This is a genomic window from Collinsella aerofaciens, from assembly GCF_028206795.1.
Taxonomy (GTDB): Bacteria; Actinomycetota; Coriobacteriia; order Coriobacteriales; family Coriobacteriaceae; genus Collinsella; species Collinsella aerofaciens_AX.
On the sequence record NZ_JAQLFJ010000011.1, the window covers coordinates 37,642 to 62,711 of the forward strand.

Genomic DNA, 25,070 nt, shown 5'->3' on the forward strand with positions numbered 1-25,070 from the left:
CTGTGTGGGCTCCCTAAATAAACGCGACGGTTCACCCAGTTGCTCCGCGGGGGGCGGAATACCTACATCATAAAGCGGCACTTTATCGATTCCAGTCTTGACATTACAAAAATCGTGTCGGACGATTACGGCGCCTTGGGCTCGAGCCGTCTGTGCGGTTGGTCCCTTTACGTTTGAGCTGCTGAATCATTGTTTTGGAGCATGTTTTTATGCCGACGTCGTTGACCGAACTTTTTTCGCCCGCCTGCCATTTGTGTCCGCGCCGTTGCGGTGCGGCGCGCGACGAGGGCGCGCGTGGCGTGTGCGGCGCCGACAACACGCTTAAGGTCGCCCGCGCGGCGCTCCATATGTGGGAGGAGCCGCCCATTTCGGGCGAGGCCGGCTCGGGTACGATTTTCTTTAGCGGCTGTTCGCTCAAATGTATCTACTGCCAAAACCACGAGATCTCGACGGGCAATTTCGGTCTTGAGATTTTGCCCGAGCGTTTGGTCGAGATTATGCTGGAGCTGCAGGACCAGGGCGCCAATAACATCAACCTGGTGACGGCGACGCACTATGCGCACCTGTTGCCTGCCGCGATTGCCGCGGCACGGACGCGCGGGTTGGTCATCCCAATTGTCTACAACACGAGTGGTTACGAGCGCGCGAGTGCCGTGGCGGCGCTGGGCGACCTTGTCGACGTGTGGCTTACGGACTTTAAATATGCCGATGCCGGGCTTGCTCAGTCGCTTTCTCATATTAAGGACTACCCGCGCGTGGCCGTGTCGGGTCTGGCCCAGATGGCGCGCGAGATTGAGCGCCGCGGGGGAGAGCTGGTAGACGAGGACGGGCTCATGAGGCGCGGCATAATCGTGCGTCATCTGGTGCTGCCGGGGCATGCGGACGATTCGTGCCGCGTGTTGGACCTGGTGTGGCAGACGGTGGGCGACGTGCCGATCTCGGTCATGAACCAGTACACGCCCAATGCCCTCATGCGCGAACAAGGCGGCGACCTGGCGCGCGCCGTGACGCGCGAGGAGTACGAGCAGGTGCTCGACCATGCCGACGACCTGGGCTTTACGACGATGTTTTGGCAAGAAGGCGGCGCGGTAGACGAGAGCTTTACCCCGGCGTTCGATACCACCGGTGTTCTTACTAGTGCTCAAACCAGCTAATCTGGGACGAGGCTCTTTGAGTAGTCTTTTTGGGACGGGGCTGTTTTAGCTACCCCTGCCGCTGTTCGACCAAACCGTTCGCGTTGTCTGTCGGGGTAGCTAAAACAGCCGCGTCCCAAAAAGACTGGGTATTGGGCGTTGACAGTTGGCGAGCCGTAGGTAAAATATCGACTTGTCCTGGGGACGTAGCTCAGTTGGGAGAGCGCTGCCGTCGCATGGCAGAGGCCGAGGGTTCGACTCCCTTCGTCTCCACCCTTGGATTTGATAAGCCGCTGACATTGTGTCGGCGGCTTTTTTTAAAAGAAAGGGCTGTACCATGGCCAAGCTTGAGTCCCAACCACTGTCTGCCGAGGAACGCGCCGAGTTGGAAGAGCTCCGCGCCGAGAAAGCTCGTCGCGAGGCCCAGGAAGAGGCACGCCGCGAGCGTGAGGAGCTGGCCGCCCTGCGTGCCGAGCGCGAGAAGGCCGAGGAGGCCGCCGCGAACGTCGCCCCCGCGCCCAAGCCCGCCGCCGCGAAGCCCGCGCCCACCGCACCTAAACCTCAGCCTAAAAAGGTCGCTCGTTCCAAGTCCGTCGAGCCCAAGCCGAGCCGTGACGAGATGACCTTTGCCCAGCGCATGGTTACCTCCAAGGAGCCTACGGGCGAGAACGAGATCCCTGGCATGGCGCCGGCTCAAAAAATCATCATTGTCCTTGCCCTCATCGCGTTTGTCATCTTTATGGGCTACACGATCCTGACCAGCATGGGCCTGCTCTAGCCCATTCGCGCTGGGTGCCATGCCCGAACACTCTGCCCTTTTCCAACCCTCAACCTCTGCACAACGCATCCGAAAGGTCGCCCCATGGCTTTGACCGACATCTCGCATCCCACCGACATTGCAATGCTCACCGATCTGTACGAGCTCACTATGGCCCAGGGCCTGTGGGAGAGCGGCAAGGCCAATGAGCAGGGTTGTTTTACCGCGTTTTACCGCGACCATCCCTTTGGCAGCGCCTATGCCGTCATGTGCGGCACCGCCGAGCTGCCCGAGCTGGTCGAGAACCTGCGCTTTACGCCCGAGGATATCGACTACCTCGCCTCACTCCAGGCCCCGGCCGGCGGTGCGATGTTCAAGCCTGCATTCCTCGACTACCTGCGCGATTTTCATGCACATGTAAACATCGACGCCGTCCCCGAGGGCGAGCTCGTCTTTCCGCGCGAACCCATGGTTCGCGTCACCGGTCCCGCGCTGGAGTGCCAGCTGCTCGAAACGGCGCTGCTCAACATCGTCGGCTTCCAGACGCTTGTCGCCACCAAGACGGCGCGCGTGGTGCTGGCGGCGGACGGCCGTCCCGTTGCCGAGTTTGGCCTGCGCCGCGCCCAGGGTCCCGATGGCGGGCTGGCCGTCGCGCGCGCGAGCTACGTTGCCGGCTGCTCCTCTACGTCCAATGTGCTCGCCGGCCGCCGCTACGGTATTCCCGTCTTTGGCACGCATGCGCACAGCTGGGTCATGAGCTTCGACTCCGAGCTCGAGGCCTTCCGCGCCTTTGCCAAGTCGAGCCCCAAGAATTGCACGCTGCTCATCGACACCTACGACGTACGCGAGGGTTGCGAGCATGCCATTACGGTTGCCAAGGAGATGGAAGCGGTGGGCGAGCGCCTGTCGGCCATTCGCATCGACTCCGGCGACCTCGCCAAGCTCTCCAAGTATGTGCGCGGCCGTTTTGATGCCGAGGGCCTGCCCTATGTGGGGATCTCGGTTTCTAACGATTTGGATGAGTACACGATTCAGTCGCTGCTCGACCAGGGCGCGCCTATCGATAGCTTTGGCGTGGGCACCAAGCTCGCGACCTGCTACGACCAGCCGGCGCTGGGCGGCGTGTACAAGCTCGCCGCCCGCCGTGCGAGTGAGACGGACCCGTGGACGCCGGTGGTCAAGCTCTCCGAGCAGCCCTACAAGCGCACGATCCCGGGTGTGCAACGCGTGCGCCGTTATTACGACGGCTTTGGCGGCCCAGTCTGCGACATGATCTACGACGAGGACCATCTGGCGGGGGAGGGCGCCGCGCGCGGCAATACCCTCGTGGCCGTGAATGATGCCGCTCTGGTGACCGACGTGTCCGAACTTGAGTATCGCGAGCTGCTGGTGCCGATCGTGCGCGATGGCAGTGCGGTGGCTCCGCGTGAGAGCATCCAGGACGCGCGCGAGCGTCGCGCCTGGGCACTTGACCATCTGGACGCAGCTTTCAAGCGCTTCCTGTACCCGCAGACCTATGTGGTGGGCATGGAGCAGGGCCTGGCTCAGGTGCGCGACGAGCTCGTGCGCAAGAACATGGCTGCGGCTTCGGCCTTCCCCTGGGCAAAATGATCCGAAGGGGACGGAGGAAAACGGATCATTTTCGTCCGTTCCGCACCAGGCGCCCCGACTGCCCCAGCTCGCCCGAACGCTCGACATTCGATTGGTTTGACGTATGACGACTTCTTATAAAACGATGGTGGTAAAGATCGGTTCGTCCACGGTGGTGGGCGCCGACGGCAAGGTCAACCGCGCCTTTATCGGCGGGCTTGCCGACCAGGCCGCAGCGCTGCGCGAGCTTGGCTGGCGCCTGGTCGTGGTGAGCTCGGGTGCCATTGCCTGCGGCTATCCCGTGCTGGGCTTCGACCGCAAGCCGGTCGGTGACCTGCCGAGCCTGCAGGCCTGTGCCTCGGCCGGTCAGTGCATCATCTCGTCGGCCTACGACGAGGAGTTCCATGCGCGCGACCTGCTCACCTCGCTCGTGCTGCTCACGCGTCACGACACGGCGCGCCGCACGTCCTACCTGCACGCGCGCGACGCCCTGCTGCGCCTGGTGGAGCTGGGCGTGGTGCCGGTCGTCAACGAGAACGACACCGTTACCGTCGATGAGATCAAGTTCGGCGACAACGACACGCTGGCGGCGCTTGTGAGCTGCCTGGTTTCTGCCGATCTGTGCGTGACGCTCTCGGACATCGATGGCCTCTACACCGCCAATCCGCATGAGGATCCGACGGCCGAGTTTATCCCGGTCGTGCATAAGATCGATGCCAAGATTATCGCCTCGGCGGGCGATTCTTCCACATCGGTGGGTACGGGCGGCATGATCACCAAGATTCGCGCGAGCCGCATTCTCATGACGGCGGGCATTCAAAGCGTGATTTGCTCGGGCGAGGAGCCCGATGCGCTCGTGCGTCTGGCCCGCGGCGAGAGCGTGGGTACGCTGTTCGATCCGCCGGCGGAGCGCCTGGACATTGCGCCGCGCAAGTTGTGGATTGCACTGGGCGACAAGGCACACGGCTCGGTGACGGTCGATGACGGCGCCGCGAAGGCGCTGGTCAGCCGCGGATCGTCGCTGCTCGCGGTGGGTATTCGCGAGGTCGATGGCCAGTTTGCCGAGGGCGATGTGCTCGACGTGTGCGACCCGAGCGGCATGGTTGTCGCCCGCGGTATCGCTGAGGCCGATTCGGACGTGCTGGAGCTTGCCGCCGGCCGCCGCCAGGACCAGATTGCCGGCAACCGTCTACTGGCAGACCTAGCCGAGAAGCCCGCAATCCATAGGGACAACTTGATAGTGTTCGCCTAACCAATTGACGCTGCAAACGCCCCTAAGCGGCAATCTGACGTTCAATCGTCGGGCATGACCAAAAGGTCAATGCCCTCCTCTTTCACGTCACCTTGCTCGCTTAGGGGCGTTTTCGCTTTCTGTCCTCTACCAGCGGCATTGTCGTTGCCGGCACTTGGGGACGTTCCTTTTGTGCCGGCAGACGGGGACGCTCCTTTGCTAGAAGATCTGGCGTAGGTCTCCGCGGTTGAGCGCTTCGTCGAAGAGGTGCTTGAACACCACGCTGCCGTGCAGACCGTCGTGCTCGAACTCGTTGGTTACCCAGGCGTGCGAGTTGCCCACGCGGCTGAGCGTGTCGAGCTGCAGACTCGAATCGACGTACATGTCATCGAAGTACACCGCGGCCTGGAGCGGCACCTCGTTGCAGGCCAGGCGCTGCGGGTCATAGATCTTGTCCCAGCTGGTGTCTTCCATCAGCAGGTCCATGGCGGGCTTGAAGGGCTTGAGCTCGGGCATCTGCTCGAACATCCACGGGAACATGGCCTCGCCGGTAAACATGAGCGGGCGCGCGAGGGTGTCGAACTCGGCGCGGTGTGCCTTCTCTTCAGCTGCGGCCCAGCCAATGGGCATAGTGTCACCGTCGGCGTATATGAACTCCTGCAGCGTCCAGTACAGCGGATTCGTGCGCGTGTTGGTGCGCTCGAAGGCGCGCATCAAAAAGCTGTCGGATACCGAGGAGCCGCAGCTCAGCGTACCGTCGCCTGTAACAAACGCGTGATCGATAATCCAATGCATGCGCTCAAAGCTCGGCTTCATGCCAAAGTCGCTGCCCATGAGCTGTAGGCGCTCGACCGTCATTGGCGAGCCGTCGGGCAACACGGGCTTTTGCTCCTCGAGGGCATCTGCCAGGGTCGCCACGCGCTCGACGTCGGCGGGGTAGCGGTCGTAATACTGCTGCGTCTTGGCTGCCATGCGTGGGAAGGTGTGCGCGTAGACCTCGCTGGCGCTCGCCGGCACGTGCGGAATGCCGCCGCAGGTAAAGCTTGCCGCCACGCCCTCGGGGAAGAGCGACAGATAGCTCAACGTCAAAAAGCCGCCGTAGCTCTGCCCGAGTGTGACCCAGGGCTTGCCGCCAAAGCCCACCAGGCGCAGGTACTCAAAATCGCGCACGATGGAGCTGGCGAGGTGACGCTTGAGGAAGTCCGCCTGCGAGCGGGCCGCATCGGAGCCTGCCGCCTCGGCGCGCTCGCCCAGTGCGGCAATCGTGCGCCCGTCTACACAGCTGCTGCGCCCGGTACCGCGCTGGTCGGGCAGCACGACGCGGAAATGCTTGACGGCCTCTTCGATCCAGCCATCGCTTGTGGGCGACAGCGGACGCGGGCTCTCGCCACCGGGGCCACCCTGCAAAAAGAGAAGGAGCGGCAGGTCGTCGTTGATGCGGTCGGGTGCGCAAACCACACGGTAGAAGAGCTTGATGCTCTCGGGCGCGCCGGCGATGGGTGTCGGTATAGCGCCGCGGCGCATGGTGCTGCCGACGGCCAGGAGCATCGGCTCCAGGCCGCGCCAGTCGAGGGGGACGTCGATGCTGTGGTCCTCGACATACAGGCCGGGGACGTGGTACGAAGTGATGAGGGCCATGTGAGTCTTCCGTTCGTTGCGGTGTTTCGGGTTGACCAATTCTACCGCCGCGGGCGAGGCCATGCGCAAATCGGCTACCATGGTTGCAAACTTCTAGGAGAAAGGGCCGCCCATGTCGGTCGATATGGCCACGTATGTCCACGATCTTGCCGTTGCCGCTAAGGCAGCGTCGGCCTCGCTTGCCACGGCGAGCGACGAGCAGCGCCAGGAGGCCGTGCGCGCCATGGCCGCAGCACTGCGCAACGGTGTCGACTCCATCGTCGCCGCCAACGAGCTCGATATGTCCGCCGCGCGCGATGCGGGGACCTCGGCGGGGCTCCTCGACCGTCTGCTGCTGACGCCCGAGCGCGTCGAGGGTATGGCCGCCGGCCTGGAGAAGCTCGCCGAGCTGCCCGATCCTGTCGGCCGCGTGCTCGACCACCGCGTGCTCGCAAGCGGCGTGGACCTCACCCGCGTGAGCGTGCCGTTGGGCCTGGTCGCCATGGTGTACGAGGCGCGCCCCAACGTGACGGCCGACGCCGCGGGCATCTGCATCCGCACCGGCAACGCCTGCATTCTGCGCGGCGGCTCGCTGGCCTATCACTCGTGTGCCATGATTTCTGAGCTGCTGGCCGATGCGCTCGAGGCCAAGGGCTTCCCGCGCGAGGCCGTGTCGATGATCGAGTCTACCGACCGCGAGGCCACCGGCGAGCTCATGAAGCTCCGCGGCGTCGTCGATGTGCTCATTCCGCGTGGCGGTGCGGGCCTGATCCAGCGCTGCGTGCGCGAGTCGCTCGTTCCGGTGATCGAGACGGGCACGGGTAACTGCCACATCTACGTGCATGAATCCGCCGACTTCGATAAAGCGCTCAATATTATCGTTAATGCCAAGACCCAGCGTGTAGGCGTGTGCAATGCCGCCGAGTCGCTGCTGGTCGACCATGCTGTGGCCAATGTGTTTTTGCCTGCGGTCGTTGCCGTGCTGCACGACCACGGCGTGCTCATTCACGGCGACGAGGCCACGTGCGCCGCGTGCGCCGATGCCGGCTTTGTGGAGGGCGATGACTACGTCGCCGCGACTGAGGAGGACTGGGGTCGCGAGTACCTGGCGCTCGAGATGAGCGTGAAGGTCGTGGCAAACGAGGACGAGGCCATCGCACACATCAATCGCTACGGCACGATGCACTCCGAGGCCATCGTTGCCGAGGATACGGATGCTTGCGAGCGCTTCCTGGACGCGGTCGATGCCTCGGCCGTGTACGCCAACGCCAGCACGCGCTTTACCGACGGCGGCGAGTTTGGCCTGGGCGCCGAGATCGGCATCTCGACCCAAAAGCTCCACGCCCGTGGCCCCTTTGCCGCCGAGGCCCTCACCACCTACAAATACAAGCTCCGAGGCACCGGCCAGGTCCGCCCCTAACGCCCGCGCAAACAAAAACCACCACAAAGGTGCCTGTCCCCTTTGTGGCGGTTTTAGGTGGCGTGGGCGGTTAGGCCTGGAAGGTATCGCGGTCGGGGGCGAAGGACTGCATGGCCGCTATGGTGCGGTCAAAGAGCTCGGGGAGCTCCCAGCCCAACATCTCGGCGCCCTGCGAAATCACGTCGCGCGAGCAGCCGGCGGCAAAGCGCTTGTCCTTGAACTTCTTCTTGAGCGACTTGGTCGTAAAGTCCATAACGCTCTTGCTCGGGCGCATGATGACTGCAGCGCCGATCAGGCCGGTGAGCTCATCGCAGGCAAACAGGATCTTTTCCATCTGCAGCTCGGGTTTGGGCAGCGAGGTGTTGAAGTCCGACGTGTGCGTCTGGATGGCGCGAATGAGCTCGGGAGACGCACCTTCGCCCTCAAGAATCTCGGCAGCATAGATGGTGTGGTTCATGGGGTCGTCCTCATGCTCCTCCCAATCCAGGTCGTGCAGCAGACCGACGATGCCCCAAAACTCCTCGTTCTCGGGGTCGAACTCGCGCGCAAAGTAGCGCATAGTGCCCTCGACCGTCTCGCCATGGGTGATGTGGAACGGGTCCTTGTTGTGTTCGTTGAGCAGTTCGAACGCGCGGTCGCGGGTGATTCCGGCGGTAAGCGGCTCTGCCATAAGAGACTCCTTGTGCTCGTGGGTATCAATAAGAATGAATACTACTAGAACGACTAGAACGAAAAAACCACCACAAAGGTGCCTGTCCCCTTTGTGGTGGTTTTTGGCGCGGATGGGTTAGTTGAGGGCGGCTTGGGCTAGGCGGGCTTCGGCGGCCTCCTCGGTGACGCCCAATGCCACGGCGAACTCCTCGATGGAGCGGCGCTTGGCTTCCTTGAGTACACGCATATAGTAAGAGCTGGGCTTTTTATCGGCTTCCTCGGCCTGGCGAATGCGGTGCATCATGGTCTTTGCCACGCGGACCGTCTCGGGCGCGCCCAGCTTGAGCTGCTGCTTAAAGTGTGTCTCTTCAAGCGAGCTGTTGCGCTCGGTAAAGGTGTCGCACTCCAGCTCGTCATAGTGGCTCAGCAGATGCTCGGCATCTTGCTGAGAGATGGCGGCATGCAGACGGTCGGCCTGCGCCACGGGGTACATAAGGATCGTCTGCGCATGCCCCTGCTTGGCTTCGAGCAACAACATGGGCTGCGGCGTGTCGTCCCTAAAACCGACGACGGTGCAGACTCCCTGACCCGGATGAATGACGTGTTGACCGATTGAGAACATGCTACCTCCAACTTATACGAATTTACGTATGTCTAGAATAACACGCTGACGTGCGCAAATCCTCACTTTATGCAGGAAAAGCACACAACTCTGATAGGTAAGAGTATTCGATAAAAGACACAGCTCATTCACACCTTTATGCATTTTCAACGCGTGCATAATCTGCAGGCAGACCGGCATCTTTGAGTGACTCCATGCAAGCTGTAGTCAATTTTGTGCATATGCAATTTCGATTGGCTTTACCCTGCGACAGTGCCCCTCGCTTGTGATAGAGTGCTACAAACTCTGGCTTTTGCCCTACGAGTGACCAAGAGCTCGGGGGCTTTAACACAAGGAGGATCTATGCCCGAGAAGATTGAAGAGCTGGTACGCGCTGCGCTTGCTGCGGCCCAGGAGGCCGGCGACCTTTCCGCATTTGAACTTGACGATTGCGCTATCGAGCGACCGGCTGACACTTCTCATGGCGAGTGGACCTCTACCATGGCCCTGAAGTCCGCCAAGCTGGCCCACTGCGCCCCGCGCAAGATCGCCGAGGCCATCGTTGCCCATATGCCCGAGGATCCCGCGATCGAGAAGGTTGAGATCGCAGGCCCCGGTTTCATCAACTTCTACCTCTCCGTTGCCGTCAAGAATGCCATCTTTGGCGAGGCTCGCGAGAAGGGCATGGACTTCGCTAAGTCCAACGTCGGTGGTGGCCTGAAGACCCAGGTCGAGTTCGTTTCCGCCAACCCCGTCGGCCCCATGCACATCGGCCACGGCCGCTGGGCCGCGCTGGGCGATTCGCTCTGCCGCGTTATGGACCACGCCGGCTATGAGATCCAGCGTGAGTTCTACATCAATGACCACGGCTCTCAGATGAACACCTTCGGCAACTCCATCAGCACGCGCTATATGCAGCTTGCCGACATCATCGCCAAGCAGGGCGTTGATATCGACGAGGCTCACAAGCTGCTGATCGCCGACCGTGACGCCTTTGTTGCCGACGAGAACGACGAGCACCCCGAGACCCATCCGTATCAGGACAACTTTGCCGAGACCTTGGGCAAGGACTCTTACGGCGGCGACTACATCATCGACGAGGCCGCCGAGTTCTGGCGCACCGACGGCGATAAGTGGGTCAACGCCGATCCTCAGGAGCGCATGGAGAGCTTCCGCGAGCGCGGCTATGTAAAGATGGTCGATAACATGCGCGACCTCTGCCACGCCGTCAACTGCGACTTCGATCGTTGGTACTCCGAGCGCTCGCTGTATGTGAAGGACACCGAGGGCGAGACCGCCGGCACCTCCGCCGTCGACCGCGCTTTTGAGAAGCTCGACAAGATGGGCTACCTCTACACCAAGGACGGCGCCCTGTGGTTCCGCTCCACCGATCTGGGCGACGACAAGGACCGCGTCCTGATCAAGTCCGACGGCGAGTACACCTACTTCGCCTCCGACGTCGCCTATCACTGGGATAAGTTCCAGCGCGTCGATCACGTCATCGACATCTGGGGCGCCGACCACCACGGTTACATCGAGCGCGTACGCTGCGTCTGCGACGCTCTGGGTTACCCCGGCAAGTTTGAGGTTCTGCTGGGCCAGCTCGTCAACCTGCTGCGTAACGGCAAGCCCGTCCGTATGTCCAAGCGCAAGGGCACCATGGTGACCCTGCAGGAGCTCGTCGACGAGGTCGGCTCCGATGCCGCTCGCTACACGCTCATCTCCAAGAGCTCCAACCAGATGGTCGACTTCGACATCGAGGCCGTTAAGAAGCGCGACAACTCCAACCCGGTCTATTACGTGCAGTATGCTCACGCCCGCGTGTGCTCCATCCTGCGCCGTGCCGCCGACGTTACCGCCGAGCAGGCCGACGAGATGGGCATGAAGGCCGTTGCCGCCAAGGCCATCGGTGAGAACGTCGATTACTCGCTGCTGACCGACCCGACCGAGCTCGCCCTTTCGCGCAAGCTCAACGAGCTCACCGACCTGATCGCCAGCTGTGCTCGCGATCGCGCTCCGTTCCGTCTGACCCACTTTGCCGAGGAGCTCGCCGGCGACTTCCACAGCTTCTACGCTGCCTGCCAGGTTCTGCCGAGCGAGGGCCGTCCCGTCGACCCCGAGCTTTCGCGCGCCCGTCTGGCAGCTTGCGACGCTGTCCGCGTGACGCTCGCCCTGGTGCTTACCCTCGTTGGCGTTTCCGCGCCCGAGCAGATGTAATCTGCGGGTCATTTGACCGTGTAAGTTCGGCTTTGCTGAACCCTATAAGCCCGATCTCCATGCGGAGGTCGGGCTTTTTTCGTTTGGCGGGGCTTTTAGGCGTGTTGGAAAATGCTACCAAATCGCAACTATACTGGTTTACGGGGCTGAATCGCCAACTGGCGACCATGGTGCCAATAGCAAAATTAAACCCGCAGGTAGATGGCTTATTGTTTCTTGAAAATGCAGGGTATGGTTGGCTTGCAGCATTCTGGCCCCGTAATCCGGCATAGTTGTGAAAATTGTCCCTTGGGGACGGGGGGGAACGGATCATTTTTGTCTTGTGGAAGGGTGGCGGGATACCGTCCGCCGCGAATCGTGCCCATCTCCTACGTTTTGCCGCATACCCCGAACCATGCCGTAAAGTTCGATATTAAAACCGCAGGTAGCGGACTCGCTGTTTTTGATAAAACAAGGGTATGGTCAGGGGTCCGGGGGCAAGCGTAGTAGATAGGCGCGTTTCGTGGCGCGGCGAATCCCGACGCCACGGATTTGCCCCCTAGTCGCTTCATTTCAAGGCGCCTTAGGGGAAGAGTGTCCCTTTTGACTAGTCGTTTAAGAACGTCCCCAATGACTAAGTTGCAGGTGGCGGCGGTTGTGTTACACTAACGCTGCGTATATGACGCAATCATCTCGATACAGATCAATGATGTCCGTCGTTTTGAACGGAACTAGACTGTTTAGCCGCCCTGAAGGTTTATGCAGGGAGCATGTGATCACAGGGCTTGAAAAGAAAGTTGAGCAAACACTGTGTCTGATCAACAGCAAGAAAACGAAATAACGACGACGCAAGCCGCTCCCGCTGCACCGGTTGCGTCGGACCAGGTCGCGGCGCCCGCGCAAGCCTCGGCTCCCGAGACGCCTAAGGCTGCTTCGACGCCTGCGCCTGCAACTGGTGAGGAGGCTGCTCCGGCAAAGCCCAAGCTCGCGCGCCGCACGGCCAAGCCTGCCGCTGACGGCGAGGAGGTCACCAAGCCCAAGCGCCGTACCACGCGCACGACGCGCGCCAAGCGCACCGTTGCAGCTGACTCCTCGGCTCCAATTTCCGATGAGGTCGCGCAGGCACGTGCGTTGGCGCAGATTAGCGAGGCTCAGGTGGTGCGCGCCCGCCGTCGTGCTGCCGAGCGCGAGGCCGCGGCTCTGACCGAGCTTGCAGCTCCGTCTGTGCCCGAGACGCCTGCCGCCATCGAGACCCCTGCCGCCGACCTGCCGACCGAGAAGCCGGCACCGCGCACACGCCGCCGCACGGCTGCTAAGGCCGAGCAAGTTGCGGAACAGGTAGCCCCCGAGCTCACTGAGGCTTCGGTCCGTTCCGCGGCAGGGGAGGGCACATTGCCTGTTGAGCCCGCTGCGCCTGTCGAGGCCAACGAAGTTCCCGTTGTCGATCCGGCTTTGCGCCCGCACCGTCGCGGTCGCAAGCCCAAGGCCTTTGTCGAGGCAGAGAAGGCCGCAGCAGCAGCCGCCGCCGCTCGGGATGCTGCGGCGACCGCCGAGTCTGCAACCGCTGCCGATGCACCCGTCCAGGATGCTACGACTTCCGAGGCCGCTCCCGCCGATGCCGAGCCCGCCGACGTCCGTCCCGGTCGCAGCCGCCGTACTGCTGCTAAGCGCACGTCAAAGGCCAAGGCTGCCAAGAAGGGTGCGTCCGAGGATTCTGCCGAGACGACCGCCGATGCGTCGACTGATGTCGCCAAGGCCCAGGACGTCGAACAGCCTGCGTCCGAGAAGCCCAAGCGCGGTCGTAAGAAGTCCGTTAAGGCCAAGGCGTCCGAGCAGCAGGATGTCGAAGCGCAGGTTGATTCTGGCGCCGAGGCCAATGACGCCGCCGCGGCCAATGTTGGCACCGCCGCAACCGATGGTGCCGCCCCCGCTGAGGGCGAAGACGGCACTCGTCCCAACCGTCGCCAGCACAAGCGCAACGACGAGCGCAACGAGCGTAAGGACGACCGCAACAACGACCGTCGCAACCGCCAGCGCGATCGCAAACAGCGCAACAAGGAGCGTAATGCCGCTCCCACCGAGCCCACGCTTTCGCGCGAGGAACTCGCGGCCATGAAGGTCGCTGAGCTGCGCGAGAAGGCTAAGGAGTTCGAGATCGAGACGACCGGCAAGAAGAAGGCCGAGCTCGTCGAGGAAATCTACGTCACCGCTGCGAAGGCCGAGGGCTTCCGCGACATCAAGGGCATTCTGCAGATTCGCCCGGACAGCTCCGGCATCATCCACGCCCATGGCTACATGAAGTCCAACGACGACGCCTTCGTGCCCGCCTACCTCATCCGCTCCGCGCGCCTGCGCACGGGCGACGCCATCGAGGGCTCGCTGCGTCCTTCGCGCGGCGGCGACAAGCGCGCCGGCCTCGCCAAAATCACGACCGTCAACGGTCTGGACCCCGAGCAGATTCGCAACCGTCCCAAGTTCGGCGACCTCACCCCGGTCTATCCCAACGAGCCGCTGCGCATGGAGCACGGCAAGGACTCTATTACCGGCCGCGCCATCGACATCGTGTCACCGATCGGCAAGGGCCAGCGCGGCCTGATCGTGTCCCCGCCCAAGGCCGGCAAGACCACGATCCTCAAGAAGATCTGCCAGTCTATCTCGATTAACAACCCCGAGGTGCACCTCATCTGCCTGCTCGTCGACGAGCGCCCCGAAGAGGTCACCGATATGCAGCGTTCCATCAAGGGCGAGGTTGTGGCGTCGACCTTCGATATGCCTGCCGACAACCACACCCGCGTGGCAGAGCTCGTCATCGAGCGCGCCAAGCGCATCGTAGAGCTGGGTGGCGACGTCGTGGTGGTGCTCGACTCCATCACGCGCCTCGCCCGCGCCTACAACTTGGCGGCGCCCGCCTCGGGCCGCATCCTTTCGGGCGGCGTCGATTCGGCGGCCCTATATCCGCCCAAGCGCTTCCTGGGTGCAGCCCGCAATATCGAGAACGGTGGCTCGCTTACCATCCTGGCCTCTGCCCTCATCGACACCGGTTCCAAGATGGACGAAGTCATCTTTGAGGAGTTCAAGGGCACCGGCAACATGGAGCTTAAGCTCGACCGCGACCTGGCCGACCGCCGCATCTTCCCGGCTATCGACCCCGTTGCCTCCGGTACGCGTAACGAGGACCTGTTGGTCGACGAGCAGATGCGTCCGTTTGTCTTTGGTCTGCGTCGCATTCTTGCCGGCATGAACAACACCGAGCGCGCAGCCGCATCGTTTATCAAGGGTCTTAAGGGCACCAACACCAACCAGGAGTTCCTGGTGCGTTCGGCCAAAAAACACAGCGACTACGAGCAGACGTTCTAGGTTGTCATCCACGCGCAGCGATAGTCATCAATGCGATAAAGGGTCGGGGCTTTGAGCCTCGGCCCTTTTCTATAGCGCCGCTCCGCGCTTATTTTTGACCGTAAGACCGACGAGCAGCAGGTTTCCCGTTTCAATCCGACATCGTCACTTGCAATCGACAGGACGGTTTCGCATAATAACTTTTAAGCTTCGCGACGGAAAACGCAGATGAAACGAACCATATACCGTTGCTTTGGGGCATAGCCCCGCTTCATCTTCTCTCGCGCAGCCAACTGAATGATGCGATTTGGGTGCTGGAAGATGGGGAGAGCTCATGGCTTCTTCTGATGCAACACAACGAGCAGTCCTTGCCGGACTTTCGTGCGGGATCGGCCTTGCCGCTCCCGTGGTTATGTATGCCGCGACGCTGCCGTTTTCGTCGGTGAACGAGACGGTCGTGGCGGGTGCAGTTCCCTTCGCCGTGGGCGCGGTGGCGGGCGTGGGTATCTATGCCGCCTCGCTGGGTATCTCCGAGTATCGTGCGCAGCGTGAAGAGCGTCTGTTCCAGCCCGATGCCATGGGCGGTGCCGCCAATCTCAATCAGCATCAAAGCGAGTTCAAGACCGCCTCGATTTCAGCTCAGCAGCAGGATGCGATTCCGTACGCTGCGGCTTCTGCTTCTCAGGCTCAGTCGGAGCAGTCTACCTCGGCATTCCTTTCCGGCCTGACTGGTGCGTTCCAGCGCCGTCACGCCGATGATGGTGTCCCTACCATCGCTCGAGCCGCAGATGCTATGGACGAGGCCGAGGCTTGGTCCATGATCGACAGCATGCTCGACGACGATTCGCCGGTGAGCTGCGACCCTGCGCGCTCGCGCGACGTCTATCAAGTCGCCATCGACGAGCTCACCAACGGCGGGCAGACCGGCTCCTTCAATCGCGATGATATCGCCGCCGCGGCACGCGCCGTGTCGGGCTCCCAGGCCGCCCCTGCGGGCAGCACGGCGGCTTTCGTGGCACTCGTTGCCAATGCGGCGGTCAATAACGCCTACAGCGCTACCTCGGCGGACGCGAACGCTTCTGCCGATAATTCGTACGTTGATGAAGCCATGACCGCGGACGAGGAGGCTGTTGCCGCCCGCCGTGCCGCCGAAAGCTCGCTTTGGGGCGCTCCTGCCCAGCAGCAGGCGGCTGAGGCTGCGCCGTACAATGCAAACCTCGCCAGCATGCCTATCATCTCCGGTGCCGCGGGCATCGATCTCGATGACCTCGATGAGCCTGCAGCCATCACCGCATCGATTGATGCCCAAGATCGCATCGACACCGGCGACCTTCCGGACGCCTCGCTCGAGGTTGATGTCCCCATGGCCGATTACTCGGGCCACGAGGGTATGTGGGCCGCCGCCACCGCGATTCTGGATGAGATTGACGAGCCTGCTCCTGTTTCAGCCCCCGCTCCCGTCGCTGCCCCTCAGCCTGCTGCCCCCGCCTATGTCGGCCGTCACAGCGCTGTGTTCCCCGAGGATACTGCCCGTATCTCGCGTGAGAGCATCGAGCGGGCCGAGGCTATTGCCGCCGGCATTATGGAAAATCGTCGTCACGAGCGCGTCAATCAGATCCTCGAGGAAGAGATCGAGCGTCTTCAGTCCTCTACCGCCAAGCGTACGGGCCGTGCTTATCTGAGCGTTATCGAGGGCGGTACCGCCAGCTTCGCGCCGCTCCGTGCGGAGGCATAACTTCTGCATGGTTAAGATCAATCGAAAATGGGCGGTCGTAACCTGCCTGATGGCGCTCTTGATCTGTGGCAATTCGCTGGTTCCCGGCTCGGGGTCGGGCTCACTGAGCCTAACGGTCATGGAAGCTATCCGCGGTTTCCTGCACGGCGTGGGACTTCCATATGAATGGGTGACCAACTTTGTTGTTCGTAAGTGCGCGCATTTTACCGAGTATTTGGTGCTCGGCATCCTGGCAACGCACGCCTTTGATTTTGAGGGCCGACGCACCTTTGACGTGCTGCTGCCCACGGCAGTGTTCCTGCTGCTGATTCCCTCGATCGACGAGACGATTCAGCTCTTTGTGCCGGGACGCGCCGGCATGATCACCGATGTGATGATCGACTGCTGTGGAGCGGCAACGGGCGTTGTGCTCCGATATCTCTTACGGTCGCTGATGTGCGCCAAAAAGGCCGCCTAAGGACGCATTGTTTGGTCCTAGGCGGCCTTTTTTATTGGAGGGCTTATATGAGGTGTGGCGGCGTCGTTCCATAGGTCGGATTTGCCGGGTGCGCCACGCCCTGTGGGTGCGTCTGCTACTGAAGCGCCTGAGCGCCCAGGGCCAAGCAGCCCATAATGCCCTGTTTGCCCTCGAGGCTGTTGTTGACGATATAGCTATCGATGTCGGCCATCTCGGGCGTGACGATGTAGCCGTTGAGCATCTCGGCGCACTTCTTGCGCGCGAGCGGCACGATGGGGGTGTGGTCGGCCACGCCGCCACCGATGACGATCTTTTGCGGTGCGTAGCACAGGATGTAGGTCATGAGCGCCTGCGCCAGATAGCCGGCGAGCAGGTCCATGGCCTCCGGGTCATCGGCCATCTCTCCGGCGCTCTTGCCACCCCAGCGCTTTTTGACGCCGGGACCGGCGATGAGGCCCTCGAGGCAGTTGTCGTGGAAGGGGCAGCCGCTGTGCTCGCCGATGGTGTCGCGCGGGTCGCGCGTGACCAGGATGTGACCGGCCTCGGGATGCATCATGCCGTGCACGAGCTTACCGCCCGAGAGCACGCCGGCGCCCACGCCGGTACCGATGGTCAGATACACCACGTCAGTGAGGCCCTGGGCGCAACCAAAGGTGACCTCGCCCAGGCAGGCGACGTTGACGTCGGTGTCGTAGCCGCAGGGAATATTGAGCTCGTTTTGGATGGTGCCCAGCAGGTCAAAGTAGCACCATGCCGTTTTGGGCGTCTCCAGGATCTTGCCGTATTGGGACGAGGCAGGGTTGACTGCGGTGGGGCCAAAGGCGCCGATGCCCAGCGCGGCGATGTCCTTGTCGGCAAACCATGCGTTGACGGCCTCAACGGTCTCCTGCGGGGTCGTGGTCGCAATCTGCTCGCGTTCCAGGACCGTGCCGTCTGCATAGCCCGTGGCGCAGACCATCTTGGTGCCGCCGGCCTCGAGCGCTCCGATAAGCTGCTGCTCTGCCATAGTATTCCTCTCTGGACGAGTTGCTCCGTGACTAAAGTATAGCGCTCTAAAAAATAAATGAGGTCGCTATAAAAAGAAACCTCATGGCCCAACGGGTTCACGAGGTTTCTTTAGTGCCTTTAGTTACTGACCGTCCTTACCCGCGCGGGTTGATTTTATCACGTAGCGACTTGAGGTTCTCAAGCGCAGCGTTGAGCGTCTCGTCTCGCTTGGCAAAGTGGAAACGAATCAGATGGTTGACGGGCTCGCGGAAGAAGCTCGAGCCCGGAACGGCGCCCACGCCCACCTTGGAGGCCAAATCCTCACAGAAGTCGAGGTCGCTGTCATAGCCAAACTCCGAGATATCCATCATCACGTAGTAGGCGCCCTGCGGCACGTTGTGCGTGAGACCGATGCTATCGAGCCCCTGACAGAATAGGTCGCGCTTGGCGGTGTAGAGGTCGAGGACCTCCTGGTAATAGCTGTCGTCGAATTTGAGGGCGGTGACGACAGCTTCCTGCAGGGGAGCGGCAGCACCCACGGTGAGGAAGTCGTGGACCTTTTTAATGCGCTCGGTGATCTGGGCCGGGGCGATGGTGTAGCCCAGGCGCCAGCCGGTGATGGAGTAGGTCTTGGATAGCGAGCTGCAGCTGATGGTGCGCTCAAACATGCCGGGCAGCGTGGCCATGTACACGTGCTCGTGGGGCGCGTAGACGATGTGCTCGTAGACCTCGTCGGTGATGCAGTAGGCGTCATACTTTTTGCACAGGTCGGCGATAAGGGTGAGCTCCTCGCGGGTAAAGACCTTGCCGCAGGGGTTGGACGGGTTGCATAGAACGATCGCCTTGGGATCGTTGTCGCGGAAGGCCGCCTCCAGGACCTCACGGTCAAAGTCAAAGGTGGGCGGGTTGAGCGGCACGTAGATAGGCTCCGCACCCGAAAGGATCGTGTCGGCGCCGTAGTTCTCGTAGAATGGCGAGAAGATGACGACCTTGTCGCCGGGGTTCGTGACCGTCATCATGGCGGCCATCATGGCCTCGGTGGAGCCGCAGGTGACCACGATGTTCTCGTTGGGGTTGATCGGCATGCCCATAAAGTGCTCCTGCTTGGCGGCAAGCGCCTCGCGCATGGCCTGGGAGCCCCAGGTGATGGAGTACTGGTGGTAAAGCGGCTTGGGGTCGGTGGCAATGGTGCTGAGGCTATCGAGCAGCTGCGCCGGGGGATCGAAATCGGGGAAGCCCTGCGACAGGTTGACGGCACCATACTTGTTGGAGATGCGCGTCATGCGGCGGATGACCGAATCGGTAAACGCCGCCGTGCGGTTGGAGAGTTCTTTCATGCCTATCCTTTCGAGCATTGGGTGGAGCAAGTTTACTCCTATGGAACCGGTGGGATTTGCTCGAAACGGGCTCGAAAAACTCTTTTCAAAATTCTTGAAAATTGGGGCTTGCATCGCGTGGCGTTCCTTGCAATAATAGTCGAGCGCGAAGCGCACAGGACACGGTGGGTGTAGCTCAGTTGGCTAGAGCGACGGGTTGTGGTCCCGTAGGTCGAGGGTTCGAGTCCCTTTACCCACCCCAGTTCTTGCTTCGTGTCGATATCGGGTCGTTAGCTCAGTTGGTAGAGCAGGGGACTCTTAATCCCAAGGTCCAGGGTTCGACCCCCTGACGGCCCACCACACGATATCTCCTCTAAAGTCCGCCACCACGGACTTTAGCTTTGGGTCGTTAGCTCAGTTGGTAGAGCAGGGGACTCTTAATCCCAAGGTCCAGGGTTCGACCCCCTGACGGCCCACCCAAAGATGATTAAGACGGTCAACGAAGGTTGGCCGTCTTTTTTTGTTGACCTTTCATGGGGTCGAACCCGTCGGGGCGCGGAGCGCCGCAGCGGCCGTCTGCAAAGCAGGCTGACCCCCTGACGGCCCACCAAAGCAAGTTAAGACGGTCAACGAAAGTTGGCCGTCTTTTTTGTTGACCTCGCTTGGGGTCGAACCCGAAAGGGCACAGCCGCTTTCACAGATCGAGTCTACCCTGGGGATCAGTAAAACCGGCGCGTCTGCACGGCAAAGTATGCCTGGGCGAGCGCGATCTCTGGCTTGTTTGAATCTCCGTTTTGGGCGATTAAATAGCATGCATAGCGCGTAAGCTTGTAGTCTTTAACCGCGCGAGCGGCGACACCGGCAGTTATCATTTTCGTGGTGTCACGAAAATGGGAATCAACTGGAGTTTTATTTGTTTCGCACGAGACTTTTGCCCTCTTAACAACTTCGGCGAAGTTCTCCCATCGAGTGTATCCCATGGGTTCCATTAAATCGCGTGCGAGCCAATACTCAACGCCGTCTTCCACATTGGCGTAGCTATCAAGTTCGACACGCCACTTCTCGATATCACTGCTGTCCATATCTCCTCCTCGCTGATCTATTGTCTATGCGCGCTTTGCCCGCTCTGTACTCAGAATAAGGATACGCTGCCGTGCGGACACGAATGGGCCCCGTGCCACTTCGAGGTCACGGGGCCCATAGATATCGATTAGTTGTGCTCTGCTCTAGATAGGTGTCCAGTTTAATTCGATCGATAGTGCGAACCCAGGCTTTCGGTCCGCTTGCGCATGGCTTTGACCATCTCCGTTGCCAGCTGATTCTGCGATTGCAGGCGGGCGAGGGCTGCGATCTCGCTGTCATTGGCATGCGGCTTGCTCAGCGCCGTTGCCTCGTCTTTCAGGCTTTCAAGCTGTTGCAGGGCCTTGGATAGACCTGCTTCGGTCCTGTTGATCATGCAATAGGTGCTCATCGTGTGCCTTAGGCTGTGTGTCAGGCGTTCGGCATCCGTTGTGGCAATGCCATACTGAGGGAGGGCGATATCCATCGGAGCGGCCGCCTCGGGAGCGTCCAGCGCTGCTTGGGCTGCCGATGCGCCCGCGATGCGCCCGAACACGATGCCGTTGGCGCTTGACAAGCCACCAATGCGGTCGGCGCCGTGCATGCCGCCTGTCGCCTCGCCGCAAGCGTAGAGGCCCTCAACGCCCGTTTGCGCGGTCTTATCGATCTTGATGCCGCCGTTAGCGGCGTGGGCATACATCGCAACGCGCATCTCGTCAGTCGGGGCGATGCCGTGCTCGTCTTGCAGCCAGGTGGCAAAGGTCTGCACAAACTCTGGGACATCCTCGCGGGGAAAGTCGTAGTGGAGTGCCAGGCCTTCGACACCTGCCTGATCGATGACGAGATCGATGGCGCTGGAAGCCAGGCGCGAAGTGAAGGGACCGTATCCGGAGCGTTGCTCAAGCAGGTCGTCCAGCTTGTCGTCGGCAATATCTACCGGCTGGTCTACATGTACGTAGCGCCAGGTTTTCTCGTTGAAGACCAGGTTGCGCTTGGGCTCGATGAAACCGGGCATCATCTGCATGAACTCTATATTAGTAAGTGTTGCGCCGTGCGCCAGCGCGATGGCCTGCGAGGAGCTGAGCACATCAGCCGACGTAAGGCTGCGCTCGAACAGGCCGCCTGTGCCACCGGTTGCGATGATCGTGGCCTTGGCAGCAAAGGGCACGATTCGATTTTCGGTGAGGTCGTAGAGCACGGTTCCGGTTATTCTACCGTTCGTGTCCTCAACAAGGTCGATAAGCTCATAGCGGGGGAGCAGGCGAATGCCGAGTGACTCGATTCGGGTCGTCAGAGCGTCCTCAAGGGGCTTGCGGGTGAGGCCGCGCCACATGCGCGTCTTGTGGTCAAAGCAGGGGATAAACTGCTTTTGCTGGGCGCTCTCGGCATTTTGTGGGCGTTGAAGTTCAACACCAAGATCCCGTTCGAGCCATGTAATTGCCTGGGGAATGCCGCGGACAAACGTCTGGACAAGCTCGGGGTCGGCGACGCCGCCACCAACGGTCTGGATGGTGTCGATGAGGTCTTGTTCGTCGTCTTCGTTAACGGGTCCGATAAGCCCCAGGCCCCAGGTTCCGGGGAAGAAGCTCGATCCACTCATAGTCTTGCCGGCGCTTGCCACAGTGACGGTTGCACCCGTGCGTGTCGCTTCGATGGCGGCGCAAAGTCCCGCAATGCCAGATCCAATTACCAGTACATCAGTCGATTCCATCGGATTCCTTTCTCGTCCGGCGCATTGTCGCACGGGTGATCGGCAATGGGGCCGCAAAGACTCGGCAAATCGGTAAAGGGCACATATGGCAGGTGGGCGTCATGGGCGTTCTGATGCTCCATTTCATCACATCTCGTATATCGCCCCAACTGATATATTGGCGTTAGCCACCCTGCAGCAGCGCAAACAAAAAGAGCCGCTACCTCGAAAGGTAGCGGCTCCAAAGCTCAACTATATGAGCATCGCGCGGGCGCGATTAGGCCTTGAGGGCCTCCTCGACGGCGACAGCGCAGGCGACGGTGGCACCGACCATGGGGTTGTTGCCCATGCCGATGAGACCCATCATGTCGACGTGCGCAGGCACGGAGGAAGAACCGGCGAACTGGGCGTCGGAGTGCATGCGACCCATGGTGTCGGTCATGCCGTAAGAGGCAGGGCCGGCGCCCATGTTGTCCGGGTGCAGGGTACGGCCAGTGCCGCCACCAGAAGCGACGGAGAAGTACTTCTTGCCAGCCTCGAGGCGCTCCTTCTTGTAGGTGCCAGCGACGGGGTGCTGGAAGCGCGTGGGGTTGGTGGAGTTACCGGTGATCGAGATGTCGACGTTCTCGTGCCACATGATGGCAACGCCCTCGCGGACGTCGTCGGAGCCGTAGCAGTTAACGGCAGCGCGGGGACCATCGGAGTAGGGGATGGTCTCGACGACCTTGAGCTCGCCCGTGTAGTAGTCGAACTGGGTCTTCACGTAGGTGAAGCCGTTGATGCGGGCGATGATCTGAGCAGCGTCCTTGCCCAGACCGTTGAGGATGACGCGCAGCGGCTTCTTGCGAGCCTTGTTGGCGTTCAGAGCCAGGCCGATAGCACCCTCAGCGGCAGCGAAGGACTCGTGGCCAGCCAGGAAGGCGAAGCACTCGGTGTCGTCGGAGAGCAGCATAGCGCCCAGGTTGCCGTGGCCCAGACCGACCTTGCGGTCCTCGGCGACGGAGCCGGGAACGGTGAAGGCCTGGATGCCCTCGCCGATGATGGCGGCAGCCTCAGAAGCGGTCTTGGCGCCACGCTTGACAGCGAGAGCGCAACCGAGGGTGTAGGCCCACTCGGCGTTCTGGAAGGCGATGGACTGGGTGTTGTTGACGATCTCACGCGGGTTGAAGCCCTTGTCGGTGCAGATCTGCAGAGCTTCCTCGAGGGAGGCGATGCCGTTGTCGGCGAGGCACTTGTTGATCTTGTCAGCGCGGCGCTCGTAACCTTCGAACGTAACAGTCATAGTTATTTCCCTCCCTTTCTACTCGTGAACCGGGAACACGCTGGCGACGGAGTGAGTCTCCTCGTCGGTGCGCGGGTCGATGTACTTGGCAGCGTTCTCCCACTGACCATAGTGGCCCATAGCGCCAGCGATGGCCTCCTCGGGGGTCTTGCCGGCCTTGACGGCGTCGGTGAACTTGCCGAGGTTCAGGAACTCGAATGCGATGATCTCGTTCTTGTCGTTGAGAGCCATGCGGGTGACGTAGCCCTGAGCGAGCTCAAGGTAACGAGCGCCCTTGGCCTTGGTGCCGAACATGGTGCCAACCTGAGAGCGAAGGCCCTTGCCGAGGTCGTCGAGGGAGGCGCCCACGGGCAGGCCGCCCTCGGAGAACGCGGTCTGGCTGCGGCCGTAAACGATCTGCAGGAAGATCTCGCGCATAGCAACGTTGATGGCGTCGCAGACGAGGTCGGTGTTGAGGGCCTCGAGGATGGTCTTACCGGGAAGGATCTCGGAAGCCATGGCAGCAGAGTGGGTCATGCCCGAGCAGCCGATGGTCTCAACGAGGGCCTCCTCGATGATGCCGTCCTTGACGTTCAGCGTGAGCTTGCAGGCGCCCTGCTGAGGTGCGCACCAACCCACACCGTGCGTAAGACCGGAGATGTCGGAAATCTCCTTAGCCTGGACCCACTTGCCCTCCTCGGGGATGGGTGCGGGGCCGTGGTATGCACCCTTGGCAACGGGGCACATGTTCTCCACTTCCTGTGAGTACTGCATGCCTCTCCTCTCTATCGTGTTGGCGTCCCGTCTGGGGGTCGTGGCTGGCGATTGCCGGGCGACCCTTCGAAAGGGACATGACATGCAGCCCCTATAATACCGCGAAATGCACGGAATATTCGGCGAACGGCTCAGTTTTCGTAGCGAGAAGTCCGGAAGTTTTAATTGAAACGGTTTAACTATATGTTCTGTGGTCGCGAATTTCCGTAGAGGGGGTTCGTCTTGGGCAAGCTTTTGGTCAGCTCTTGTAAGCGTTGCAGGGGTTGACCTGTTGCAACGGTGCCGTTCGCCGCCCGTTTACTGCCTTTGGCCGCGCGAGTGTATTGTTTTGCGTGAATGTTTTGATGGCACGCTTCAATCGTGCTGTATTGGATGGCAATCAGATCCCGGCGAAGGGAGCGCCATGCAGCGCGTTTGGAGAACGGTTACCGGCTTTTACCATGTCTGTGCCCGCGGTGTGGGCAAGCAGCTCATCTTTGAGGGCGATGAAGACCGGTGGGAGTTTTTGGAGCTGATGCGCGAGTGCTGCCGCGAGGCGGGCGTGACGGTTATCGCCTGGTGCCTTATGGGCAATCACGTGCATCTGGTGCTTGCAGATTACGAGGACGCGATGAGCGCGGCGATGCACCGGCTGCTTTTGACGTACGCGCGGCGGTTCAATAAACGCACGGGGCGCACGGGTCATCTGTTCCAGAACCGTTTTGACCGGCGCTCGCTCGATACCGACTGGCAGGTGATGGAGGCTATTCGCTCCGTACACGCCGATCCACAGGAGGCGGGCGTTGGCCTAATCGAGCGTTATCCCTGGAGCAGCTTTGCGGAGCATTTGCGCGCTTACGACGGTGACGCGGCTGATGTCGCGAGGGGATTTTCCGATCCTTCTTGCGTGCTTGAGCTCTTTGGTTCTGCCGAGGGCTTTATTGCCTATTCACTTTCGACGCCCGACGGCGGCGAGCCAGCGCTGGGCGATATGAAAGAGACGGAGTGGGAACGCCACGCCTTTGCCGGCAAGATGGCTAAGGAACTCGGGGTTCCGCTTCGCGGGGTTAAAGCCGCACCGCCGGCGCAGCGCGATACCGTTATTTTTGGATTGCACGATGCCGGTTTCACGGTGCGCCAGATTGAGCGCTATACCGGGATTGGCAAAAGTACCGTCTCTCGTATTGTGCGTGCCCGCGCGCGGACGGCGATGCGGACTGGCGGAAACGTGATGTAGGGTCGCCTGTGCGCCGCAGATGGGGTCGTCCATACGCCGCAAC

At 61.3% G+C, this 25,070-nt stretch carries 19 protein-coding genes and 4 tRNA genes; 14 read left to right on the top strand and 9 right to left on the bottom strand.

Annotated features, from left to right (window positions below; genetic code table 11):
• Positions 1–209: 209 nt before the first annotated feature.
• The 5 genes from PMX70_RS08060 to proB all read left to right on the top strand — a co-directional run bounded on the left by PMX70_RS08060 (position 210) and on the right by proB (position 4,732).
• On the top strand, positions 210–1,154 hold the full coding sequence (locus PMX70_RS08060; RefSeq protein WP_117563965.1) for a radical SAM protein: 945 nt from the start codon (positions 210–212) through the stop codon (positions 1,152–1,154).
• A gap of 179 nt (positions 1,155–1,333) precedes the next feature.
• Positions 1,334–1,406: transfer RNA gene (locus PMX70_RS08065), tRNA-Ala, on the top strand.
• 64 nt (positions 1,407–1,470) lie between these two features.
• Complete coding sequence (locus PMX70_RS08070; protein ID WP_099431890.1) at positions 1,471–1,911, top strand: hypothetical protein; 441 nt, start codon at positions 1,471–1,473, stop codon at positions 1,909–1,911.
• An 84-nt stretch (positions 1,912–1,995) separates the two neighbouring features.
• A complete protein-coding gene (locus PMX70_RS08075) occupies positions 1,996–3,501 on the top strand; it encodes a nicotinate phosphoribosyltransferase (protein ID WP_271743312.1) in 1,506 nt (501 codons plus the stop codon).
• Between the two features lie 103 nt (positions 3,502–3,604).
• A complete protein-coding gene (proB, locus tag PMX70_RS08080; RefSeq protein ID WP_271743314.1) occupies positions 3,605–4,732 on the top strand; it encodes a glutamate 5-kinase in 1,128 nt (375 codons plus the stop codon).
• A 198-nt stretch (positions 4,733–4,930) separates the two neighbouring features.
• Here the strand turns inward: proB and PMX70_RS08085 are convergent, their stop codons facing one another.
• Positions 4,931–6,349, bottom strand: coding sequence for an alpha/beta fold hydrolase (locus tag PMX70_RS08085; RefSeq protein WP_124786093.1), 1,419 nt, complete (start codon positions 6,347–6,349; stop codon positions 4,931–4,933).
• A gap of 112 nt (positions 6,350–6,461) precedes the next feature.
• On the opposite strand from PMX70_RS08085, the gene PMX70_RS08090 reads away from it, so the two are divergent.
• Complete coding sequence (locus PMX70_RS08090; protein WP_117583748.1) at positions 6,462–7,748, top strand: glutamate-5-semialdehyde dehydrogenase; 1,287 nt, start codon at positions 6,462–6,464, stop codon at positions 7,746–7,748.
• Positions 7,749–7,818: 70 nt separating this feature from the next.
• Here the strand turns inward: PMX70_RS08090 and PMX70_RS08095 are convergent, their stop codons facing one another.
• Positions 7,819–8,418: an HD domain-containing protein gene (locus tag PMX70_RS08095; protein ID WP_089572031.1), complete on the bottom strand. Its 600-nt coding sequence runs from the start codon at positions 8,416–8,418 to the stop codon at positions 7,819–7,821.
• 117 nt (positions 8,419–8,535) lie between these two features.
• Complete coding sequence (locus PMX70_RS08100) at positions 8,536–9,021, bottom strand: CarD family transcriptional regulator (protein WP_089572030.1); 486 nt, start codon at positions 9,019–9,021, stop codon at positions 8,536–8,538.
• Between the two features lie 342 nt (positions 9,022–9,363).
• On the opposite strand from PMX70_RS08100, the gene argS reads away from it, so the two are divergent.
• From argS to PMX70_RS08120, 4 genes are all read left to right on the top strand, one after another.
• Entirely contained in the window at positions 9,364–11,217 is a 1,854-nt protein-coding gene (gene argS / locus PMX70_RS08105) for an arginine--tRNA ligase (protein WP_117563961.1), read from the top strand.
• A gap of 789 nt (positions 11,218–12,006) precedes the next feature.
• Positions 12,007–14,553: a transcription termination factor Rho gene (gene rho, locus PMX70_RS08110; protein WP_271743318.1), complete on the top strand. Its 2,547-nt coding sequence runs from the start codon at positions 12,007–12,009 to the stop codon at positions 14,551–14,553.
• A 313-nt stretch (positions 14,554–14,866) separates the two neighbouring features.
• Positions 14,867–16,267: a hypothetical protein gene (locus tag PMX70_RS08115; protein ID WP_271743320.1), complete on the top strand. Its 1,401-nt coding sequence runs from the start codon at positions 14,867–14,869 to the stop codon at positions 16,265–16,267.
• Between the two features lie 7 nt (positions 16,268–16,274).
• Positions 16,275–16,724: a VanZ family protein gene (locus PMX70_RS08120; protein WP_271743321.1), complete on the top strand. Its 450-nt coding sequence runs from the start codon at positions 16,275–16,277 to the stop codon at positions 16,722–16,724.
• 115 nt (positions 16,725–16,839) lie between these two features.
• On the opposite strand, the gene PMX70_RS08125 is transcribed toward PMX70_RS08120, so the two are convergent.
• Together PMX70_RS08125 and PMX70_RS08130 are read right to left on the bottom strand one after the other, a co-directional pair.
• Entirely contained in the window at positions 16,840–17,730 is an 891-nt protein-coding gene (locus tag PMX70_RS08125) for an ROK family protein (RefSeq protein WP_271743323.1), read from the bottom strand.
• Positions 17,731–17,866: 136 nt separating this feature from the next.
• Complete coding sequence (locus PMX70_RS08130; protein ID WP_271743324.1) at positions 17,867–19,048, bottom strand: pyridoxal phosphate-dependent aminotransferase; 1,182 nt, start codon at positions 19,046–19,048, stop codon at positions 17,867–17,869.
• 164 nt (positions 19,049–19,212) lie between these two features.
• Between PMX70_RS08130 and PMX70_RS08135 the strand changes: the two genes are divergently transcribed.
• The 3 genes from PMX70_RS08135 to PMX70_RS08145 all read left to right on the top strand — a co-directional run bounded on the left by PMX70_RS08135 (position 19,213) and on the right by PMX70_RS08145 (position 19,503).
• A tRNA-His gene (locus PMX70_RS08135) sits at positions 19,213–19,289 on the top strand.
• Between the two features lie 22 nt (positions 19,290–19,311).
• Positions 19,312–19,387 (top strand) — tRNA-Lys (locus tag PMX70_RS08140).
• A 43-nt stretch (positions 19,388–19,430) separates the two neighbouring features.
• A tRNA-Lys gene (locus PMX70_RS08145) sits at positions 19,431–19,503 on the top strand.
• A 243-nt stretch (positions 19,504–19,746) separates the two neighbouring features.
• Here PMX70_RS08145 and PMX70_RS08150 read toward each other — a convergent pair.
• The 4 genes from PMX70_RS08150 to PMX70_RS08165 all read right to left on the bottom strand — a co-directional run bounded on the left by PMX70_RS08150 (position 19,747) and on the right by PMX70_RS08165 (position 23,811).
• Positions 19,747–20,109: a BRO family protein gene (locus tag PMX70_RS08150; RefSeq protein WP_271743326.1), complete on the bottom strand. Its 363-nt coding sequence runs from the start codon at positions 20,107–20,109 to the stop codon at positions 19,747–19,749.
• A 161-nt stretch (positions 20,110–20,270) separates the two neighbouring features.
• Positions 20,271–21,797, bottom strand: coding sequence for an FAD-binding protein (locus PMX70_RS08155; RefSeq protein WP_271743328.1), 1,527 nt, complete (start codon positions 21,795–21,797; stop codon positions 20,271–20,273).
• Positions 21,798–22,053: 256 nt separating this feature from the next.
• Positions 22,054–23,058 carry a GGGtGRT protein gene (locus tag PMX70_RS08160; RefSeq protein WP_055252290.1) on the bottom strand — a complete coding sequence of 335 codons (1,005 nt, stop codon included), beginning with the start codon at positions 23,056–23,058 and terminating at the stop codon, positions 22,054–22,056.
• An 18-nt stretch (positions 23,059–23,076) separates the two neighbouring features.
• Positions 23,077–23,811, bottom strand: a complete 735-nt coding sequence (locus PMX70_RS08165) for an iron-sulfur cluster assembly scaffold protein (protein WP_006235554.1) — start codon at positions 23,809–23,811, stop codon at positions 23,077–23,079.
• A 403-nt stretch (positions 23,812–24,214) separates the two neighbouring features.
• Between PMX70_RS08165 and PMX70_RS08170 the strand changes: the two genes are divergently transcribed.
• Positions 24,215–25,027: a transposase gene (locus PMX70_RS08170; RefSeq protein ID WP_161194526.1), complete on the top strand. Its 813-nt coding sequence runs from the start codon at positions 24,215–24,217 to the stop codon at positions 25,025–25,027.
• Positions 25,028–25,070 lie beyond the last annotated feature (43 nt).

What these genes read in the sequence shown, in the direction of transcription:
- PMX70_RS08060 (WP_117563965.1), top strand. Translation starts at nt 210, where the DNA reads ATGCCGACGTCGTTGACCGAACTTTTTTCGCCCGCCTGCCATTTGTGT.
- PMX70_RS08070 (WP_099431890.1), top strand. Translation starts at nt 1,471, where the DNA reads ATGGCCAAGCTTGAGTCCCAACCACTGTCTGCCGAGGAACGCGCCGAG.
- PMX70_RS08075 (WP_271743312.1), top strand. Translation starts at nt 1,996, where the DNA reads ATGGCTTTGACCGACATCTCGCATCCCACCGACATTGCAATGCTCACC.
- proB (WP_271743314.1), top strand. Translation starts at nt 3,605, where the DNA reads ATGACGACTTCTTATAAAACGATGGTGGTAAAGATCGGTTCGTCCACG.
- PMX70_RS08085 (WP_124786093.1), bottom strand. Translation starts at nt 6,349, where the DNA reads ATGGCCCTCATCACTTCGTACCACGTCCCCGGCCTGTATGTCGAGGAC.
- PMX70_RS08090 (WP_117583748.1), top strand. Translation starts at nt 6,462, where the DNA reads ATGTCGGTCGATATGGCCACGTATGTCCACGATCTTGCCGTTGCCGCT.
- PMX70_RS08095 (WP_089572031.1), bottom strand. Translation starts at nt 8,418, where the DNA reads ATGGCAGAGCCGCTTACCGCCGGAATCACCCGCGACCGCGCGTTCGAA.
- PMX70_RS08100 (WP_089572030.1), bottom strand. Translation starts at nt 9,021, where the DNA reads ATGTTCTCAATCGGTCAACACGTCATTCATCCGGGTCAGGGAGTCTGC.
- argS (WP_117563961.1), top strand. Translation starts at nt 9,364, where the DNA reads ATGCCCGAGAAGATTGAAGAGCTGGTACGCGCTGCGCTTGCTGCGGCC.
- PMX70_RS08115 (WP_271743320.1), top strand. Translation starts at nt 14,867, where the DNA reads ATGGCTTCTTCTGATGCAACACAACGAGCAGTCCTTGCCGGACTTTCG.
- PMX70_RS08120 (WP_271743321.1), top strand. Translation starts at nt 16,275, where the DNA reads ATGGTTAAGATCAATCGAAAATGGGCGGTCGTAACCTGCCTGATGGCG.
- PMX70_RS08125 (WP_271743323.1), bottom strand. Translation starts at nt 17,730, where the DNA reads ATGGCAGAGCAGCAGCTTATCGGAGCGCTCGAGGCCGGCGGCACCAAG.
- PMX70_RS08130 (WP_271743324.1), bottom strand. Translation starts at nt 19,048, where the DNA reads ATGAAAGAACTCTCCAACCGCACGGCGGCGTTTACCGATTCGGTCATC.
- PMX70_RS08150 (WP_271743326.1), bottom strand. Translation starts at nt 20,109, where the DNA reads ATGGACAGCAGTGATATCGAGAAGTGGCGTGTCGAACTTGATAGCTAC.
- PMX70_RS08155 (WP_271743328.1), bottom strand. Translation starts at nt 21,797, where the DNA reads ATGGAATCGACTGATGTACTGGTAATTGGATCTGGCATTGCGGGACTT.
- PMX70_RS08160 (WP_055252290.1), bottom strand. Translation starts at nt 23,058, where the DNA reads ATGACTGTTACGTTCGAAGGTTACGAGCGCCGCGCTGACAAGATCAAC.
- PMX70_RS08165 (WP_006235554.1), bottom strand. Translation starts at nt 23,811, where the DNA reads ATGCAGTACTCACAGGAAGTGGAGAACATGTGCCCCGTTGCCAAGGGT.
- PMX70_RS08170 (WP_161194526.1), top strand. Translation starts at nt 24,215, where the DNA reads ATGCAGCGCGTTTGGAGAACGGTTACCGGCTTTTACCATGTCTGTGCC.